This is a genomic window from Flavobacterium sp. (assembly GCF_046155325.1).
Lineage (GTDB): Bacteria > Bacteroidota > Bacteroidia > Flavobacteriales > Flavobacteriaceae > Flavobacterium.
The window spans coordinates 19,271-39,112 of record NZ_JBJXDQ010000137.1 but is presented as its reverse complement, the minus strand read 5'-3'; the positions used below and the strand labels follow the sequence as shown (position 1 = coordinate 39,112).

The following is a 19,842-nucleotide window of genomic DNA, read 5'->3' as shown; positions in this document are numbered from 1 at the left end:
CAACAGCTACAAACAGCACAGGATTTAATTGGAGTATAAGTAATGGTGCAGCAGGAAGCATTGGAGCTTCGACTGGTATTATGACTTGGGCAAATGGTTTTTCAGGCTCCGTAAACATTCAAGTGACGGCAAATGGTTGTAATGGGCCAACTTCACCAGTGGTAATAAGAACTGTTATAGTCAATCCATTACCAACTGTATTTAATGTAACCGGGACGGGTGCTTATTGTAGTGTAGGTTCTGGGTTAGAGGTAGGTTTAGATGGTTCTTCAGTAGGGGTAAATTATCAATTATACAATGGAGTTACTCCTGTAGGCTCTGCAATTGCAGGAACAGGTTCTGCTATTTCTTTTGGTACCCAAGCGGGGACTATTACCTATACAGTAAAAGCCACAAATACAACTACTTTGTGTACTAATACAATGGCAGGAAGTGCGGTTATAACAGTGAGCACTCAACCAACAGCCTCAGCAGGAGGATCTCAAACGATTTGCCAAAACGGCAGTGCTACAGTAAGTGGTGCAACTTCATCAAATGGGACAATAGTTTGGACTGAAAATGGTTCTGGATCCATCACCGGCGCAACTACATTGACGCCTGTATATACATCGGCAGCGGTTGATGGAGGAAACACAGTTGCCTTAACGATGACAGTTTCAAACAGTCCTTGTATAGCAGCAACTGCAACATATTTGATAGTAGTAACACCCAATAACACCGTAAGTGCTGCTTCATCTTCACCAACCTTGTGTAGTAACACTTTATTGACAGCCATTACCCATACCACCACAGGCGCAACAGGTATCGGGGTAGCAACAGGTTTACCCACCGGAGTTGCCGCATCTTGGGCTTCTGGTATCATCACAATTAGTGGTACGCCTTCAGTTGCAGGAACTTTTAATTACAGTATTCCATTAACGGGTGGCTGTGGTGCGGTATCTGCTACAGGAACAATTACTATTTTACCAAAGATGACTGTTACGGCGGCTTCTAATAGTGTCGTATGTCAGGGTACTACCTTGAATTTATCTGCTACTGTTATTTCAGGTGCAGTTGGCGCTCCAACATACTATTGGACAGGTCCTTTAGGATTTAATTCCACATCTCAAAATCCTAGTATTACTAATGTTTCTTCGGGTGCAGCTGGTGTTTACACACTTACTGCTACCAATGGAAATGGCTGTATAACTTCACAAACAACAACGGGTGTAATAAATTCAGTTCCAAATGTGAGCATTGATCCCGCTTTTACAACAGGTTTTGTTAAAAAATCAACGGGAGAAGCTATTTTATATACTTACACCATCAAAAATATTGGTTCTGTTTCTGATATTTTTGATTTATCAGCAGCTTGGGTAAATGACAATGCCGATAATGTAAATATGGATATTCGTTTTAAAGACGGCGCAACTTTTTATCCAACACCTTATTACTCTCCATTAATTCCTCCAGGTGGCACTTTCACTTTTCAGGTAGAGCTACAAGTTCAAGGTGGTCCTACAAGAGTACTGAACCATACAAAAGTAACAGCTACTAGTCGATTATGTACTATTTCATCTACATCTGCAGATATGTACACCTATGAATATAATAGTAATACTCCTCCAGCATCTTCTGGTGCACAACTTGAGTTGTCAAAAACGGCTAGCACAACTTCTGCGATTGTAGGCGTACCTTTTAATTATGTGATAACCATAGTAAATAATAGTAGCTCAACAGCTGCAACTGGAGTTATCATATCCGATCAAGTACCAGCAAATCTTATGATTACAAATAATGGGGGTGGTGATCAATTAGGGCAGTCAATTACTTGGTCTATAGGTGATTTAACTAAAATTGGAGCTGGAGTAAATACCGTTCAAAAAACTATTACTGTGGTACCAACTTGTGCATCAGTACCCTCTGTAACTAATACTGCCAATGTATTATCCACACCACCAGATAATAATCAAGGTATAAAAGTATCAAGCATCACTATTCCGGTCATTGATAATATTCCTCCCACAGCAATTTGTAAATCAGCAACGGTACCTCTTGATGCTACTGGAAATGCTTCTATAACAGCGAGTGACATTAATAATGGGAGTTCTGATACCTGTGGTATTCAATCTATTACAATAAGTAAATCCACTTTTAACTGTTCAAATATTGGGCCCAATACTGTTTCCTTAACTGTTGCAGATGTTTCTGGAAATACCTCAACTTGCGACTCGGTTGTGACAATTGTAGACAATCTAGCACCAGTGCTGAGCTGTCCTATAACTCCCGCTCCCCTATGTACGAATAATTCAACAAAGTATACAAAAGCTGGCACTGGCTGGAATGCCACAGCCACAGATAATTGTAGTGTTCCAACACTTACTTATGCTTTAACGGGAAGCACAACCGGTACAGGAACCAATCTTAACGGAGTCGATTTTAATATAGGCACAACAAAGGTTACTTGGACTGCTGTTGATGCAAGAGGTAATACGTCAAATTGCGCATTTGATGTAATAGTAAATGCCTTGCCAACAACTTCAAATGCAGGAGCTGACCAATCCAATTGTAACACTGAAACTTTTACCCTTGCTGGAAATACAGCAACAACAGGAATAGGAACGTGGACAAAAGTTAGCGGAGCGGCAACTATTACAATTACATCGCCTACATCACCTACTTCTGGAGTAACGGGAATTACAGCTGGAACAAGTGCAACATTGAGATGGACGATTTCAAATGGAGCCTGTTCATCAACAGATGATGTTATTTTGAATAATAATGCCTTGCCAACAACTTCAATTGCAGGAGTTGACCAAACTAATTGTAATAATTCTGCTTTTACCCTTGCTGGAAATACACCAACAGTAGGAACAGGAGCTTGGAGTTTGGTTAGTGGAACCGCAACAATTACTACACCAAATTCAAATACTTCTGTAGTAACAGGGGTAACAGCAGGAACAAGTGCCACATTGCGATGGACAATTTCTAACGGAACATGTACCTCGACTGATGATGTTATTTTGACTAATAATGCTTTGCCAACAACTTCAATTGCAGGAGCTGACCAATCTAATTGTAACACTACCACTTTTACCCTTGTGGGAAATGCAGCAACCGTAGGTACAGGAACGTGGACATTAGTTAGTGGAGTGGCAACAATTACAACCCCATCTTCAAATACTTCTGGTGTATCGGGAATTACAGCTGGAACAAGTGCAACATTGAGATGGACGATTTCAAACGGAACTTGTACCACATCCACAGATGATGTTATTTTGAGTAATAATGCTTTACCAACTGCTGGATTAACGAGCAATGATGCTGACAATACTTTTTGTGCAGGTACATCTGTAACTTTTACAGCTACTACTGGCGGAACAAATTATAATTTTAGAGTTGGAGGAGCAACTGTTCAAAACGGTGCTACGGCAACTTATACCACATCTTCATTAACAAATGGACAAGTGGTAACAGTTGATGTTAACAATGCTTCGAGCTGTAGTACAACAAGTTCAGGAATTATAAATACTGTAAACGGATTGCCAATAATCACTACACAACCTATAAATCAGTTGGATTGTGAAGGTGCATCTGTCAATTTTAAGGTAATCGCTTCGGGGACTGCATTGACTTATGTTTGGCAGTATAAAAAATCTGGGGATTCTAGTTTTACAAATATTATTTCTAATTTAACTAATGTAGATAATTATGATACAAACATAATAACTATTAGGAATGTTGGAAGTGCGCAATTTCCCAATGGTACACAATTTCAAGTAATTGTTACAAATAGTAGTGGTTGTAGTGTCACTTCCACCGCCGCGACACTTACTGTTAATGGAATAATCGACATTTTACCAAAAGAAACCACAGTAACCCAATGCTATGGCACTAATTATTCTTATACAGTTTCTACTTCCTATCCAACTAATGTGGTTTCCTACCAATGGAAGAGCTCTATAGCTTCAGGCTCTTGGAATCCTGTTGTTGATGGGGCTCATTTTTCCGTTGCTAATAATACACCAACATTAACGATAATAAATGGAACTCCTGCAGAATCGGCAGAATACCGTGTGTATATTAAGTTTACTTCATCTAGCGGCGATTGTATTGTAGATAGTGCTTCACGAACAAGGATGATTACCTTTCTTCCTTTGCTTACCCCTCCTATAAGCGCAGTCACACAACCCACTTGTACAACAGCAACTGGTACAATAACTGTTACTGTTCAGAGTGCGAGTGACACCTATAGTTTTGATAATGGTATTACTTATCAAGCTAGCAATGTAAAATCAGGACTAGCTACAGGAAATTATAATATCATTATTAAAAATACGCAAAATTGTATTTCGCCAACCACTACTGCTATAATAGACCCACAACCCATAACGCCAATACAGCCAACATTGAGCTTGGGCGCATTGCCTACCTGTAACACACTAGGAAATTTCACTATTACTAATTATAATGCGAGTACTTATGCAGTTACTCCAATTACTGGTGTAGTCGTTTCGGGAAACACTATTACAGCTCCAACTGGAAATTACACTGTAATTGCTACTTTAGGTAGTTGTTCGTCAATAGCTTCAGCTTCCATTAACGTTCCCTCACTAGTAACCAACACTTGGACTACAGGCGGTTGGTCAACAGGGTTACCTGATTTAAATACGTTAGTAATCATCAATGGAGATTATACTATCGACAAAGATAATCCAGTTTTAAATGCTTGCAGTCTAACTATTAACGCAGGAAAACTAGAGGTTCAGGCTGGAACTTCTGTAATCATTCAAAATGATTTAACGGTTAATACTGGCGCTACATTAGATGTATTAGACAAAGGCTCCTTGGTAATGGTTAAGGATTCCGGAATAGTTACAAATACTACAGGTACAACCAAGATACGTAGATTTACGACCGTCTTTAAACAATATGATTACGTTTATTGGTCGACACCTATTATTTCAACAAGTATTACCAACACATTCCAAAGTATAGGGTGGAAAACTAATCGTGCCTATGAATATATTCCCGGTAGTGATTGGTCATTTGCTTCCAACATGTCTCCAGGAAAAGGCTACATTATTATGACGCCAACCCCTACATCAACTTTTGATGTTTCAGAAGTGGTTTTTACGGGTAAAGTCAACAATGGTATCCAGAAAATAACCGGGGTTATTCCCAATAGTTCGTATCTTTTAGGGAATCCTTATCCCTCTGCAATAGACGCGGATAAATTTTTGGATGCAAATGCAGGGGTTCTTGACGGAACACTATATTTCTGGACACATAATACAGCTATTCAACTGGCATCAGGTATTGATCCTGGTAAAGCGGGTTCTGGAGCGTATGCCTTCACTTCGGATGATTATGCGACCTATAATAGAACAGGAGGAGTTGGAACTGGCACACAAGCTAATAATTCGGGATTGAACACAAGCATTCCTACAGGAAAAATTGCCTCATGTCAAGGATTTTTTGGGTCAAGTAATACTACTATTATTGGCACTAACGAGATTGTTTACAACAACTCGATGCGTTTGTCTGGAACAATTGATAGTGGAAAAGGAGTAAACGAACAATTTTTCAAAACAAGCAATACCAAATCGAAAACTGCCAGTGTACTCGAAAAACACCGTATTTGGTTAGATTTAAATAACAGTCAAGGTGCTTTCAAACAAACATTGGTGGGTTACATAACGGGAGCTACAAATGATTATGACAGCCGTTTTGATGGAGAGAGTTTTGACGGAAATCAATTTGTCGATTTTTACAGTGTCAACCAAAACAAGAATCTAACTATTCAAGGGCGGACATTACCATTCGATGAAAACGACACCGTAGCTTTGGGTTTCAAGACTACGATTGATGGTAGTTTCACTATAAACATTGGTCAAGTAGATGGTTTGCTAATTGATCAAGCCATATATCTTGAAGATAAGCTAACCAATACCATCTTTGATTTAAAAACCGGCAACTATACTTTTACAACTGCAAAAGGAACCTTCAACAATCGTTTTGTTCTTCGTTATACGAATGATAAATCATTGGGTATAGGCGATATGGATAAAGATGATGGAATTTTGGTTTTTTATTCTAACAATTATAAAACAGTAATCATCAAAAATAATGTAGATTCAATAGTAAATTCGGTGTCGCTTTTCAACATGACAGGGCAAAAAATTGACAAATGGGATTTTAAAGACGGAGGGCAAACAAATATTCAAATTCCTGTAAAAAATATACCTTCTGGAATTTATATTGTAAAAGTCAAAACTTCGAGAGGCGAAAGCAGTAAAAAAATAATCGTTAGATATTAGCTTTAAAGCTTCCAGCCTTTAAAAGGCTGGAAGCTTTTCTTTGTATAAAAAAAATCCCATTCACCTAACTAGAGAATGGGATTTTTTATGCAGTTTAAAGTGTTATTTTCCTTTAGTAGAAGCTTCTAAATTACGTTCAATTTTATGGTCAGGTCTTGACCATTTTGGCTTTTCGCCCAAAGGCACAAATTGCGAATCAACTGCTTCAACAGTTTGGGGTTGCGATACTTTAGTAAAAGGTTTTTGAGGATTCAATCCCAGCATTTCAAACATCTTCATATCTTCATTGACGTCAGGGTTAGGAGTCGTCAATAGTTTGTCGCCAGCAAAAATAGAATTGGCTCCTGCAAAAAAGCACATTGCCTGTCCTTCGCGACTCATATTCATTCTTCCAGCCGATAAACGCACTTGAGTTTCGGGCATAACAATTCTAGTTGTGGCTACCATTCGAATCATTTCCCATATTTCTACAGGTTTTTCATCTTCCATTGGAGTGCCATCAACAGCTACTAAGGCATTTATTGGCACTGATTCTGGTTGTGGATTTAAGGTAGAAAGCGCTACAAGCATACCTGCTCTATCTTCGATGCGCTCTCCCATACCAATTATTCCTCCGCTACAAACCGTAACATTTGTTTTGCGGACATTTTCGATAGTTTGTAAACGATCTTCAAAACCACGAGTGGAGATAACTTCTTTATAATATTCTTCGGAGGTGTCTAAATTATGATTGTAAGCATACAACCCAGCTTCTGCCAAACGTTGCGCTTGATTTTCAGTAATCATCCCCAGTGTGCAGCATACTTCCATATCCAGTTTATTGATGGTGCGTACCATTTCTAGCACTTGATCAAACTCGGCTCCATCTTTTACATTTCTCCAGGCCGCACCCATACATACCCGAGAAGAACCACTTGATTTTGCTCGTAAAGCCTGAGCTTTTACTTGGCTAACGGACATCAAATCATTGCCTTCAATTTCGGTATGGTATCGCGCTGCTTGTGGACAATAGCCACAATCTTCAGGGCATCCACCAGTTTTGATTGATAACAAAGTCGAAACCTGAACCACATTTGGATCATGATGTTCTCTATGTATTGAAGCTGCTTCAAAAAGCAAATCCATCATAGGTTTGTTATAAATAGCAATTATTTCGGCTTTTGTCCAATTGTGTCTTGTGATACTCATTGAGATGATTTTGTGAGCCCAAAAATAGTCAAATTGTTTTAATCAACAAGGTTGTAGTTATAAAAGGAAGCGATTAATTTTTTGATGTGCAAATATCTAATCTGCCGGATATTGTTTATTATAATATAACATTACTAATAAAGTGACAATTACTGAGGATGCGATTCCTTCAAAAAGTAAACAAATACTATAAGTCATTACGGATGGATTCCCTCCAAATAAGAAAGTTTTTGATAAGGATTGTACATAAGCATCGCCTCCTTTGATATAACTATAAATTATCAATCCAATAATGCTCAAAAAAACACCAACAAGCGAAGTAATTAATGCCGAAATTGCATTAGAAACAAATCCTTTATTACCTTCTGCAAGATTCATTTGAACGGTTTTATTCACACCATAAAAAACAAAAAATACATTAAAGAACCGCAAGTAAAATACATTTGAAAAACCCAAAATATTCATCAAAGCAAAATAAACGCTAATTCCGATAAAAATGATAATTCCGTTATTAAATTCTTTTGATAGTTTCATGAGGTTTGTTTTTGAAAGGTTATAACAAGTAATTCTTTAATAAAAAATACAGTGACTATCAAATTTACAAAAAAATAGTATGATTTGATTGAAAATAGCTTAGAAAATTTAAAGCGACTTTGCTATAGTTTGTGGAGGAATTCTAAGGCGGTAATTTTGTCTTTTTCTAATTGTTGTTTCAATAGCGTAACCGATTCGAATTTTTGCTCAGCACGAATAAATTGTAACAAATCAACGGCTATTTTCTGTCCATATAAATTGGCGTCAAAATCAAAATAATGAATTTCAATGGATAAATTTTCTCCTTTTACTGTGGGATTAAATCCAATATTCATCATACCAAAAACAATTTTTTTATTTAGGATGCTTTTTACAACATAAACACCATTTCGCGGAATAAGCTTGTAATTTTCCTCGATTTTTAGGTTGGCAGTTGGAAAACTTATCGTTCTTCCTAATTGTTTGCCCTCGAAAACAGTTCCTGATAAAAAATAATTATAACCCAAATACTCATTCGCCAAATTCATATTCCCTTCCTGTAAGGCTTTTCTAATTTTAGTAGAACTTACTGATACAGCTTCAATTTCTTGTACTGAAATTTGTTCTACTTCAAAATTATATTGTTTCCCATAGGTTATAAGATCATCAATATTGGCGGATCTATTTATACCAAATCGATGGTCATGTCCTATAATTATTTTTTTGATATTAAATCGATCTACAAGAACCGTTTTAACAAACTCTTGGGCTGTCAATTTTGAGAATTTTTCATCAAAAGGATGAATGACAAGGTTCTCAAGGCCTATTTTTTCTAACAATTCAATTTTTTCAGAAAGGGTATTCAGTAATTTTAGATCTGATTTTTCTTCTAAAACCATTCGAGGGTGTGGAAAAAATGTAAGAACTAAACTTTCAGAATCATTTTTAGCATTCTTTTGAGTTATTCTTTCTAATATTTTTTTATGCCCTACATGAACACCATCAAAAGTACCCAAAGTAAGTACTGTTTTTTTGGTTGTCCCGATAACTATCGGGATGAAATCGTTTATAGAATGAAAAATCTTCAAAGCAGCTATTTTTATAAAAGTGCGAATTTAAGGCAATAATAGCAGATAAAAAAGGGGATTGAAACAAATCATCCCTTCTTATAAACACGAGGGTAAAAGCTAATTCTTAATGAATTTAAATACTTTTTTTTCATTTCCTTTATAAATTGAAATAAAATAAATACCATTACTCAGAGAAGATGTATTTATGGTTAAATCGATTGCTGTTTTAACCTCTTTTTCACTTATAATTTGACCTAAACTATTAGAAATAATATAACTATTTGGTAGGATACAATTGCTTGTTATAATATTTATGGTTTCTTTTGCAGGAATAGGAAAAATGTAAATATCATTTTCCCTGAGGGTAATATTAAAAGTTATAAAATCAGAATTACCATTACCATCAATAGCAGTTAATGTAATAAGCTGCACAGTTCCGTTACCGAATATAATAGTCCCTTGAAGAGGGTTTTGTGTTAATGTTACGTTTCCACTATCATCCGTAGCAGTAGTAAAAACAGTATAGTCAGGAATAACAAATTCACATTTTGAATCAATATTTTCATCTCTATCAGATATAGTTGTAAGCGTAGGTTTTGTAGTGTCAAAAAGAGAATTAGTTGTAAAGGATTTGCTTTCAGTTGATTTAAAAGAAGCTCCTGAGGTTACTACAGTTCCATCCGATAATTTAATATCATAATAACCTGTGCCGCTATCGCCAGGACTAGTTCCACAACAAATTCCATCATTTCCAGAATCGTTAATAGTAAAAGTATAACATTGATTGCTAGCTAAAACCCAGTTTTTGGTAATCAAGTCGGGGACAGGTGATGTCGCTGGTTTATCCACGAAAGTGTTTAAATACGGAACGCTGCTATACAAAGTGGTTCCAGATGCGTTTTTTAAATTCCAGGTGGTTTCACTACCAAAATAATCACATTGCAACCTAAATGTATAATTCGTAGAAGCGTAATTACTGGGAGCTGATGGCAGCGTATAGGATCCAGTAGCCGTATTATTAGATGCTCTTTGATCGGTAACGTTATTAGCTTTATCAACAGTAATAGCTATTGTTCCGTTTGTAGCAGCATTAATAACCACATTAACTGTAGCAAATTTATTAGTTGCTAATGTTCCTGTCCAAGAAAAAGGAATGTCACTCCCACCATTTATTTTATAATTGCCTGTAACTGATGTTAAAGTAGCACTTCCTCGATTATATATTATTATTTTCTGCGTGGTTTTATTTACATTAGTGCTACAGCTAATTGGCGCGCAACTACTTTCGAATTTTACCTCGGCATCATTCGCAAATAGTGCTACAGCAGTCCCTTTTGAGGATGTTTTTAAACTTAACCTTCGCGCTGAATTATCCATTACAGTATTCATTCTAGTTTTTTGGTTCAATGTAAAAATATTCATGCAGCTATCATCGGTATAATCCATATAATTTTCAATCATGTCTGGCCCAAATTTCAAAGTACAACTATCTATTCCTGTTGGACATCCATAATTTGCATCTTTAGCAACTGGAGTATCATCACAATAATCAGTATTGCTATTACAATTAGAGCCATCGCCCCAAATATGAATTAAACCTAACCAGTGTCCTACTTCATGAGTCGTGGTACGGCCCTTATTATAGGGAGAGTCTAACAAAAAACTAGTTCCTGATCCGCTACCGAAAGAGTTATATCTTATTACAACTCCATCAGTATTAGATCCGCCTCCAGAGGAGCCAATGCCACTTAAACCCGAACCATCAGGAAATTGAGCATAACCTAAAAGTTTGTTGTCAGAAAACTGAACAGTCCACAAATTGAGATATTGAGTAGGATTCCAAATAGTGTTGGGTTTTAATATTGTTTCTATGTCTGAATTTGACCATGAGTCAACACAATAACTTACTCGATCTATTCCATTAGTTGGATTTCCGTTGGGGTCTTGTTGAGCCAAAACAAACTCAATTTCAGTATCTGCACCCACTGAATTTGAATTTTCACCAGGTGTTCCAATCCTCCTTCTATAATCTTGATTGAGAACTGTAATTTGGGATTCTACCTGAATATCACTAATGTTTGGAGCCGTTCCTACTGCTTGCCCATTATAAATAACATGAACTACTACTGGTATAGTAATTATAGCATTAGTTTGGGCAGTTCGCATACTAGATTTTTTTTGAATCAAAGGCGCTAGCCAAGATTCAAATTGGGTATTTGTCATCCTTTTAGGATTCTTTTCTTGCAGAAATTCTTCATACTCTGTTGTAGCGCATCGAATAATTCCATTTTCTGAATTTATCTTTCCTGGACTTATTTGTTTGCCAAACAGGGTTTTAGTTTGTTTGATTTTTTGACCATAAGTAGTGTTTAATCCAAAAAGATAAGTAAATAAAATTGTTATGAAGATAGAAGTGGTTTTTTTGTTTTTCATTATTTTAAGCAAATAGAATTCAAATTTACAAAAATCGGATAAAGAAATGCCATAAAACCCCCATGACTAATAAAGATAGTTTTGAATTTCTCTATTTAACGAAAATTTAGATAGATTAGTATTAAGCAAAAATGGAAAGTATATTTATTCTTTTATAAATTGCAAGGTTTTTTTCTCATCCCCTTTTATTAATATAATGTAATATATGCCGTTGCTTAATGCAGTAGTGTTAACTAATAAATCAGCCTCGCTTTGAATGATCTTTTTGTTGATTGTTTTGCCAAGATTGTCTATAATAATATACCTATTGGGCAATCCATAAAAACTAGGAACATTTATTTTTAATGATTCATTAACTGGGTTTGGATAAAGGTATATTTCACTTGAAGTTTCAAAAGAAGAATTGCTTAAGGTTCCGAAATTAAAACCTTTAGATTCATTATATAAAAAAGTCCCGCCAGATGCAAATACAGTATTATTTTCGTCCTTAAGTGAATAACTTCCAACGCCACCATTAGTATTTATTCCATCTCCATAGGAATCAAAAATGGTAAAAGTATAACATTCAGCATCTTGAAGATTAAAAACCTCAGTTATAGGAAGGTTTAAGTTAGTAGAAGAATCTGTATCAGTATACGGACCTCCACTGTATATTGTTGTTCCAATCCTATTTCTTAAAGTCCAACTTGTTTCGGTACCATCTCTATCACATTGTAATGTTAAAGTGATTTTAGGAGTGGTATTTCCTGATAATTGACTTAAAGGAGCTATAGTAAAATTTTTTGAAGTACTATTGTTTAAAGCATTTAAATCGGGGTTGTTATTAACCGAAGAAATTGTAGTATTAAACAGATGTGTCCCACTTGGGATAACAATTTCTGGAATATTTATTAAAGTAGAAGTGTTTTGAGGCAAACTACCATTCCAATCAAAACTTTTAGAATTTGAATTGTCAATAGAATAAGTTATGACTGCTGTAAATAGATTTGTTGTACCTTTATTTTCGATGTAGAAAGAAGGAGTGAATCCCGAATTACAAGCGCTAGTCGTTATTGAAATATTTCGGACTGCAGCATCTAAGGTTTTGGTAAATCCAGATGTGAATGCATTTGAACTTGGCAATTCTTTACGTCTCGGCGAACTAGTCATAACAGCTGTCATTCGAGTTTTTTGTCCATCTGTAAAGGTATTCATGCAGGCATCGTTCGTGTAATCCATATAGTTTTCAATCATATCAAAACCAATACAGTTTGTGGCGACAACGCATGAATAATTTGGCGCTGTTGAATCAGGTGTATCCGAAGCATAGTCCCCTGAATCAGAATTATCTCCAGTGCATAAATTATCATCACCCCAAATATGCCTTAGCCCTAAATAATGCCCTAGTTCGTGGGTTGTAGTTCGGCCCAAATTAAAATTTTTATTTAATTCAAAAGAGCCATCATTTTCTGCTCGAGATCCAAATGTAATATAATTAATTACTGCCCCATCAGTATTTGCATTGCCTCCATTTGTATTTAAACCACCTAAATTAGAATTGGAAGGAAATTGAGCATAACCTAAAAGTTTGGTATCAGAAAATTGAACAGTCCACAAATTGAGATATTGAGTAGGATCCCATTGTGTGTCAGGCTTTAATATTTCTTCTATTTTTGCTTCTGTCCAATTGGCCTCCAACATATTGAGATGTTCAATACCTGTGGTAAATACACCAAAAGGATCTTGTTTAGCCAAGACAAAATTTATTTGACAATCTACACCACGATTATAATTTGTTGTTCCATAACCAGGGGTGTTAGCTATTCTTCTAAAATCTTGATTTAATACAGTAATTTGAGAAGCAGCCTGAGCATCTGAAATATTTTCAGATGTATGGGAAATACTCGTGTTGACAGCATCTCCGTTATGAATAATATGAATTACAACTGGTATTGTATATGTAGTTGCCTCAGTTCTACTATTTAAATTTTTTTGTTTTTGCACTTCGATAATTGGAGTTAACCATTTTTCAAATTGGGAATTATTCATCCTACTAGGATTTTTTATCTGCAAACGCTCTTCATTTTCTGTAGTAGCACATTTTATTACCCCGTCAATTGGGCTTTTCTTATAGGTGAAACTAGCTTTACTTTTTAAAACTTTTTGTTGACTAAAACCTGAAAAAGATAGGCATAAACAGATAATTAGTAGGAGTATATATTTATTGTTAGATTTATTTTTCATGATAAGTTAAATTATACTCAAAAATATTAATAAATAAGCTATAATAATATTTTTTAACTTTTTTCTATTTTCCATTATAAAGAGTCATGGTGTTTTCTAATCCGGCAGTTCCAAATGACTTTATAATTTCAGAGGCTAATTCTAATCGCTCCTGAAGTTTAGATTTTTCATCATCATTCCATTCTCCTAGAACATAATCTACTTGTTTTCCTTTTTTAAATTCATCACTGATTCCAAATCGAAATCTAGAATAATCGGTTGTGTTTAGTGTTGCATGAATACTTTTGAGACCATTGTGGCCCCCATCGCTTCCTTTTGGTTTTATTCTAATAGTCCCAAAAGTCAAATTCAAATCATCGGTAATAACTAGTATGTTTTCTTTAGGAATATTCTCTTTATCCATCCAGTATTTAACAGCTTTACCGCTTAAATTCATATATGTATTGGGTTTTAAAAGCAAAAAAGTCTTTCCTTTAAATTTGTATTGGGCAAGTGAACCTAGTTTTACGGTTTCAAAAGACACTTCTTCTTTTTTCGCCAAAAAATCGACAATTTTAAAACCAATATTGTGTCTTGTATTCACATATTCAGCTCCAATATTGCCTAGGCCAACTATTAAAAATTTAGTACTCACGATTTTTATATTGTTTTTTTGGTGTTCGTGAACCTCTGCTTTCATACCATCAGTATTATCTTCTACTTCTGTTTTTTGAAAGAGCGCCTTAAACCATTTTATCATTCGGTAAAATTAAACTTATTTTTCGATTTTTTAAAAGCTTCTGACCTTCAAAAGGCTGAAAGTTTTGTTAAACAAAAAAGCACCAGTTGTAAAACTGATGCTTTTTTAAGTATTTGAAAAAATATTATTTTTTCTTTTTTCCTGCAGGTGCTTTTGCTGCTTTTGCTGCTTCTTGAGCTGCTTTCATAGCGGCACGTGAAATCTTCACTTGACAAATTACGGTATTGTCTGGATGTATCAATTTGAAATTGTTAGTTTCAACCTTAGTTACATACAACTTGTTACCCATTTCAAGCTCTGAAATGTTTGCTTCAATAAAATCAGGAAGATTTTTAGGCAAAGCTTTTACTTTAAGTCTTCTTAGATTTAAACGTAAATCCCCTCCTAATAATACCCCTGGTGATGTTCCTACAATTTTAACAGGAACTTCCATAGTGATTTCTTTGCTTTCGTTTAATTGAAAGAAGTCAATGTGTAAAATTCTGTCAGTCACAGGGTGCACCTGAATGTCTTGTAAAACAGCGTTTAAAATTTTTTCTCCAAGGTCAATCACAACGGTGTGTGCGTTTGGAGTGTAAACCAAGCTTTTGAATGCTCTTTCATCTGCTGAAAAATGCACTGGTTGATTTCCTCCGTATAACACGCAAGGAACCGCTCCAGCATTACGTAAGGCTTTAGTCGCAACTTTGCCCACGCTTTCTCTTTCTGATCCTTTAATTGTAATCGATTTCATTGTAAATATATATAGTTAATAAATAAAATACTGCTTTATGCAAAAAGCTATAGGCTTTATGCGAAATGTAATCCCGTTCCGTTTTATGCTTATGGCTAAAAGCATATTGCTTTTTGCTTACGGCTTAAAGCTTTTAGTTACATCAAAAATTTCCCACTGATTGAATTGTTGTTTTGTACCATTTGCATTACTTCGGCAAAAAGCGGTGCGCAACTTACAACTCTAATTTTGTTTGATTCCTTCTTTAACGGAATAGAATCGGTAACAATTAATTCGAGTAATTTCGAATTTTCTATTTTTTCGTAAGCACTTCCAGATAAAATAGCGTGGGTGCAAATCGCTCTTACGCTCAAGGCTCCTTTTTCTATCATTAAATCTGCGGCTTTCGCCAATGTGCCTCCGGTATCAATCATGTCATCTACAAGAACTACATTTCGACCTTTTACTTCGCCAATCAACTCCATAGTGTCGATAACATTGGCTTCTTTTCGTTGTTTGTAGCATATTACCACATCTGACTCCAAGAATTTAGAATACGCATAAGCTCTTTTTGAACCTCCCATATCTGGAGAAGCAATTGTTAAATTTGCTAAATTTAAACTTTCAACATATGGTAAAAATATTGTCGATGCAAAAAGGTGGTCTACAGGTTTTTCAAAAAATCCTTGAATCTGGTCTGCATGCAAATCCATGGTCATTATTCTAGTCGCACCTGCAGTTTCTAATAGTTTAGCTACTAATTTGGCCCCAATTGGAACCCTTGGTTTGTCTTTTCTATCTTGTCTTGCCCATCCAAAATAAGGTATTACGGCAGTTATATGTCTTGCTGAAGCACGTTTTGCAGCATCAATCATCAGTAACATTTCCATCAAATTGTCTGCTGTTGGAAAAGTAGAACAAACTATAAATACCCTCAATCCTCTAATTGACTCTTCGTATGAAGGTTGAAATTCACCATCACTATATTTCGACATTGTGATTTTGCCTAAAGGAATTCCATATTCCTTGGCTATTTTCTCTGCGAGATAAACACTTTGTGAACACGCAAAAATTTTAGCTTCTGGCTCTAAGTGTGACATTTAATTTATTGTTTTTAATCCGCTACGCCTAATACAATTTACTTTGTCATTTATCTAAAGCAAGATGTTAGTATTCGCCTCGGGTATAGTTAGTTAGTGTTTTTCGATTTACCGAGGTGCAAATTTAGTAATAAAATCGAATGTAGAAAGGAATTTTTAGGGTATTTTTTTAGAATTTGTTGTTTTATTTTCTACATTTGCACCGTGTTAAAGGAATAGACGTTTAGTTATTATTAAATATCTCTTTATTGCGTTGAAATAACGGTCGTTATTTTTGTCTGCTAAGCCCGGATGGCGGAATTGGTAGACGCGCTGGTCTCAAACACCTGTGGGAAACCGTGCCGGTTCGACTCCGGCTCCGGGTACAAAAAGCTCTTCTGAAAAGAAGAGCTTTTGTTTTTTACAGGAGACGGGTCAAATTTTTTATTTTGATCCGGCTCCGGGTACAAAAAGCTCATCTGAAAAGAAGAGCTTTTGTTTTTTCTGGAGTTGGGTCAAATTTTTTAATTTGATCCGGCTCCGGGTACTTTAACGGTCAAACTGTATTTTTTTACAGTTTCACCTTTTTTTATTCCTTCTAAACCCATGCTAATCCTAGTCAAAACGTTGATTACTTCATTCATTTCCGCGAAAAAAATACAAAACTGTTTAAAATTACATCCTATGAAAATTGTAAATTTATTCCTGAATTAAAGATTTCAATATCTTATAGATTTAGCTAAAAAAATGCCGTAAAACAACATTTTAGATTCTATCTAAATCAGTCCTATTTATTTTTATGATTTTACCCAATTACAAAGATCTGTCTAAATGCGTGTATCCACCATCAACATAAATTAATTATCGTTCTACCCTGAACTATGTGGTATTTTTTTGCCAATGGATTAATAAGAATTAATAAGAATCCGTGTAATTTTTAAGTTAAAAAATTCGTGTAATTTGTTTCTAACTTTTTTTAAGAATACAAAACACACTCAATTAGGCTAGAACCTCATTTTGTTATAATTAAATTGATTCGAGTACTGTTTAGTTAGAACTATAAAGTCTTAAATGGTGGAGAAAAACGATATTGTAATGGTGACATTTTCATGTATTTTTTGAAAAGCCTCGAAAAATAATAAGCATCATCATATCCTAATTCAGCCGCTATGTGTTTTATTTTCGTTTGAGTAGTCAACAGTAACAGACAAGCCTGTTGCAATTTTAAATGAATAAAATAATCTAATGGCGACATCCCTGTTCTTTTTCGAAAAAGCAAGGAAAAATGAGATGCCGACAGTTTATTCATTGAAGCTAAATCTTCTAAAGTGAGTTTTTCTGCTAATTTGCTCTGCATATAAAAAATGGAACTGGTAATTAAATCATTTTCGACTTGTTTTTTTTCACTATCAGTAGCATCTGGATATAAAAAAGTGGAAATAAAATGATACAAACAAAGATTAGACTTACATAGATTTTCGAATCCAAATCCCATTTCTAAATTCTTGTACATTGTATTCCATAGTTCCAACCCCTTTTCGTTTAATGAAATTTGGGACGGCCCGTCAAGAAGGCCAATCTTAAAACTGCGGTTAAATGTATTGATGTCAAATCCACTAAAATGAATCCAGTATATTGTCCAAGGATCTTGTTCGTCAGCTCCATATCTAAGGTGTTCTTTGGTAGCTGGAATTATAAAATAATCATTGATTCCGACTTCAAAACGTTTCTCATTGATACTGTACCATCCTTTGCCATCCAAACAATAAATAAAAATATTGTCTGAACAGCCGTTTTTTCGTTCCCTAAAATGATAGGTAGCTTTTGGAAAATAACCAATGTGGGTAAGGTATAAATTAGCCAATATTGGATTTTCTTTGATTGCTTTTTTCCAAACGGTTTCAGGCAATGAGATTAGCTTTTCGCCTTGAAATCCATCACGCTGCTTGAATTTTTTCATCTGATCGTTTTAGAGTCCAAAGGTATATTTCTAAATTAGATAAAAAAGCAATTAGTACTAAAGCTTGATATGTTTATATATAATTTCAGCTTTCAAATAATTACAGACACAATTCTATAATTAATTTTTTAAGTAATTTCATTAGTTTTTAGTTGAATATGTCTAAGTTTAATAAAATAAAAAAACAGGATTATTTGAAAACTATACTGATCTTACCGCTTTAATTTAATTTTTAAAATAATCATATAGTTCATTATAATAGTTAAATACGCTATTTATTTGTAAAAAAATATAAATAAATTTGTTTAATGGTTATCTAAAATTGATTTTTTTAAACGTTACTACTAGCCCAAAAAAATAACAGATTATAAACATTAATACAATTTCTAATGATTTTTAAAACTTCAACTGCCGATGCTCGATATCCTTTAGGAAGCGGAGTAGGAAGCGATGCAATACATCGAAATCCTATTTATTCTTATGCAGTAACTCAATTGCACGATGATAGTGGTCATACAGGTGTCGGTTTTGCTTTTACTCTAGGCGAAGGAAATGATCTTGTTTGCAAATCGGCTCATTTTTATGCCGAACAATTAAAGGGAAGGGATATTGAAGAATTAATGTCCAATTTCGGACAGGTTTTTAATGAATTGTCTAATGAACAACAATTTCGTTGGCTTGGTCCGCATAAAGGAGTGGCTCATTTGGGATTGGCTTCGGTTACAAATGCTTGTTTTGATTTGTGGGCAAAAAAAAGAGGGGTTCCGCTCTGGAAATTATTAATCGATTTAACACCAGAGGAAATTGTAAATACTTTGGATCTTTCTTATCTAGAAGATGAAATGACCCGTGAACAAGCTATCGACTTATTAAAGTCGAATGTGAACGGGAAAGAAGCACGTTCAAAAATCATTGAAAAAGGATATCCTGGTTACGACACATCCATTGGTTGGTTTAATTATAGTGACGAAAAAGTAAAAGAAAATATTCATAAAGCAATCGCTGAAGGTTTTACAGCGATGAAATTGAAAGTAGGCTCTAAAGAATTTGACCGAGACATTCGTCGTTCGCATTTGGTTAGAGAAGTTGCTGGTGATAATGTCACAATTATGTTAGATGCCAATCAGCAATGGACTTTGCCGCAAGCATTGGAAATTTGCCCTCAATTTTTGTCGATGAATCCGTATTGGATTGAAGAGCCAACGCATCCCGATGATATTTTGGCACACAAAGTTTTGGCCGAAGCTATTGCACCAACCAAATTAGCCTTAGGAGAACACGTTCCGAACCGAATTATTTTTAAAAATTACCTTCAAACCAAAAGTGCAGGATTTATGCAGGTAGATGCTGTAAGAGTTGGCGGAGTAAGTGAGTTTATTTCTGTGAGTTTATTGTGTAAAAAATACGGAATTCCGGTCGTGCCTCACGTTGGCGATATGGGGCAGTTGCATCAACATTTGGTTTTATTTAATCATATTTCTATGGGACACGAAGCTTTATTTTTGGAACATATTCCGCATCTTCAAAAACATTTTGTCCATCCAGTAAAAATTGAAAATGGGGTTTATATAACACCAATGGAACCCGGAAGTAGTTGTGATTTAAAAAAATTAGTGTAGTAACAGA

General features: G+C 35.0%; 11 protein-coding genes and 1 tRNA gene. 3 read left to right on the top strand and 9 right to left on the bottom strand.

Annotation, left to right across the window (positions count from 1 at the left end):
• Positions 1-6,299, top strand: a 6,299-nt coding sequence (locus tag ACKVOD_RS09740; RefSeq protein ID WP_409209279.1) for a T9SS type A sorting domain-containing protein, incomplete at its 5' end; no start/stop codon positions are given.
• Positions 6,300-6,401: 102 nt separating this feature from the next.
• On the opposite strand, the gene bioB is transcribed toward ACKVOD_RS09740, so the two are convergent.
• The 8 genes from bioB to ACKVOD_RS09700 form a co-directional block, all read right to left on the bottom strand.
• Positions 6,402-7,487 (bottom strand): biotin synthase BioB, encoded by a 1,086-nt coding sequence (bioB, locus tag ACKVOD_RS09735; RefSeq protein WP_409209278.1) that lies wholly within the window; start codon positions 7,485-7,487, stop codon positions 6,402-6,404.
• Positions 7,488-7,583: 96 nt separating this feature from the next.
• The gene (locus ACKVOD_RS09730) at positions 7,584-8,021 is read right to left on the bottom strand and encodes a hypothetical protein (RefSeq protein WP_409209277.1); all 438 of its coding nucleotides are present in this window, start codon (positions 8,019-8,021) and stop codon (positions 7,584-7,586) included.
• A 122-nt stretch (positions 8,022-8,143) separates the two neighbouring features.
• Positions 8,144-9,088 (bottom strand): bifunctional riboflavin kinase/FAD synthetase, encoded by a 945-nt coding sequence (locus ACKVOD_RS09725; RefSeq protein WP_409209276.1) that lies wholly within the window; start codon positions 9,086-9,088, stop codon positions 8,144-8,146.
• Positions 9,089-9,187: 99 nt separating this feature from the next.
• Complete coding sequence (locus tag ACKVOD_RS09720; protein WP_409209275.1) at positions 9,188-11,503, bottom strand: M43 family zinc metalloprotease; 2,316 nt, start codon at positions 11,501-11,503, stop codon at positions 9,188-9,190.
• Between the two features lie 144 nt (positions 11,504-11,647).
• Complete coding sequence (locus ACKVOD_RS09715) at positions 11,648-13,726, bottom strand: M43 family zinc metalloprotease (RefSeq protein WP_409209274.1); 2,079 nt, start codon at positions 13,724-13,726, stop codon at positions 11,648-11,650.
• 64 nt (positions 13,727-13,790) lie between these two features.
• A complete protein-coding gene (gene pth, locus ACKVOD_RS09710) occupies positions 13,791-14,465 on the bottom strand; it encodes an aminoacyl-tRNA hydrolase (protein ID WP_409209273.1) in 675 nt (224 codons plus the stop codon).
• A gap of 124 nt (positions 14,466-14,589) precedes the next feature.
• Entirely contained in the window at positions 14,590-15,198 is a 609-nt protein-coding gene (locus ACKVOD_RS09705; RefSeq protein WP_409209272.1) for a 50S ribosomal protein L25/general stress protein Ctc, read from the bottom strand.
• A 137-nt stretch (positions 15,199-15,335) separates the two neighbouring features.
• Positions 15,336-16,277 carry a ribose-phosphate pyrophosphokinase gene (locus tag ACKVOD_RS09700; RefSeq protein WP_409209271.1) on the bottom strand — a complete coding sequence of 314 codons (942 nt, stop codon included), beginning with the start codon at positions 16,275-16,277 and terminating at the stop codon, positions 15,336-15,338.
• 285 nt (positions 16,278-16,562) lie between these two features.
• Between ACKVOD_RS09700 and ACKVOD_RS09695 the strand changes: the two genes are divergently transcribed.
• Positions 16,563-16,642, top strand: a tRNA-Leu gene (locus ACKVOD_RS09695).
• Between the two features lie 671 nt (positions 16,643-17,313).
• On the opposite strand, the gene ACKVOD_RS09690 is transcribed toward ACKVOD_RS09695, so the two are convergent.
• Positions 17,314-18,216, bottom strand: coding sequence for an AraC family transcriptional regulator (locus ACKVOD_RS09690; protein ID WP_409209270.1), 903 nt, complete (start codon positions 18,214-18,216; stop codon positions 17,314-17,316).
• A 389-nt stretch (positions 18,217-18,605) separates the two neighbouring features.
• On the opposite strand from ACKVOD_RS09690, the gene ACKVOD_RS09685 reads away from it, so the two are divergent.
• Positions 18,606-19,835: an enolase C-terminal domain-like protein gene (locus ACKVOD_RS09685; protein ID WP_409209269.1), complete on the top strand. Its 1,230-nt coding sequence runs from the start codon at positions 18,606-18,608 to the stop codon at positions 19,833-19,835.
• Positions 19,836-19,842: the final 7 nt, after the last annotated feature.

Excerpts from the sequence above, each read along its gene's own strand:
- bioB (WP_409209278.1), bottom strand. The coding sequence starts at position 7,487 with ATGAGTATCACAAGACACAATTGGACAAAAGCCGAAATAATTGCTATT.
- ACKVOD_RS09730 (WP_409209277.1), bottom strand. The coding sequence starts at position 8,021 with ATGAAACTATCAAAAGAATTTAATAACGGAATTATCATTTTTATCGGA.
- ACKVOD_RS09720 (WP_409209275.1), bottom strand. The coding sequence starts at position 11,503 with ATGAAAAACAAAAAAACCACTTCTATCTTCATAACAATTTTATTTACT.
- ACKVOD_RS09715 (WP_409209274.1), bottom strand. The coding sequence starts at position 13,726 with ATGAAAAATAAATCTAACAATAAATATATACTCCTACTAATTATCTGT.
- pth (WP_409209273.1), bottom strand. The coding sequence starts at position 14,465 with ATGATAAAATGGTTTAAGGCGCTCTTTCAAAAAACAGAAGTAGAAGAT.
- ACKVOD_RS09705 (WP_409209272.1), bottom strand. The coding sequence starts at position 15,198 with ATGAAATCGATTACAATTAAAGGATCAGAAAGAGAAAGCGTGGGCAAA.
- ACKVOD_RS09700 (WP_409209271.1), bottom strand. The coding sequence starts at position 16,277 with ATGTCACACTTAGAGCCAGAAGCTAAAATTTTTGCGTGTTCACAAAGT.
- ACKVOD_RS09690 (WP_409209270.1), bottom strand. The coding sequence starts at position 18,216 with ATGAAAAAATTCAAGCAGCGTGATGGATTTCAAGGCGAAAAGCTAATC.
- ACKVOD_RS09685 (WP_409209269.1), top strand. The coding sequence starts at position 18,606 with ATGATTTTTAAAACTTCAACTGCCGATGCTCGATATCCTTTAGGAAGC.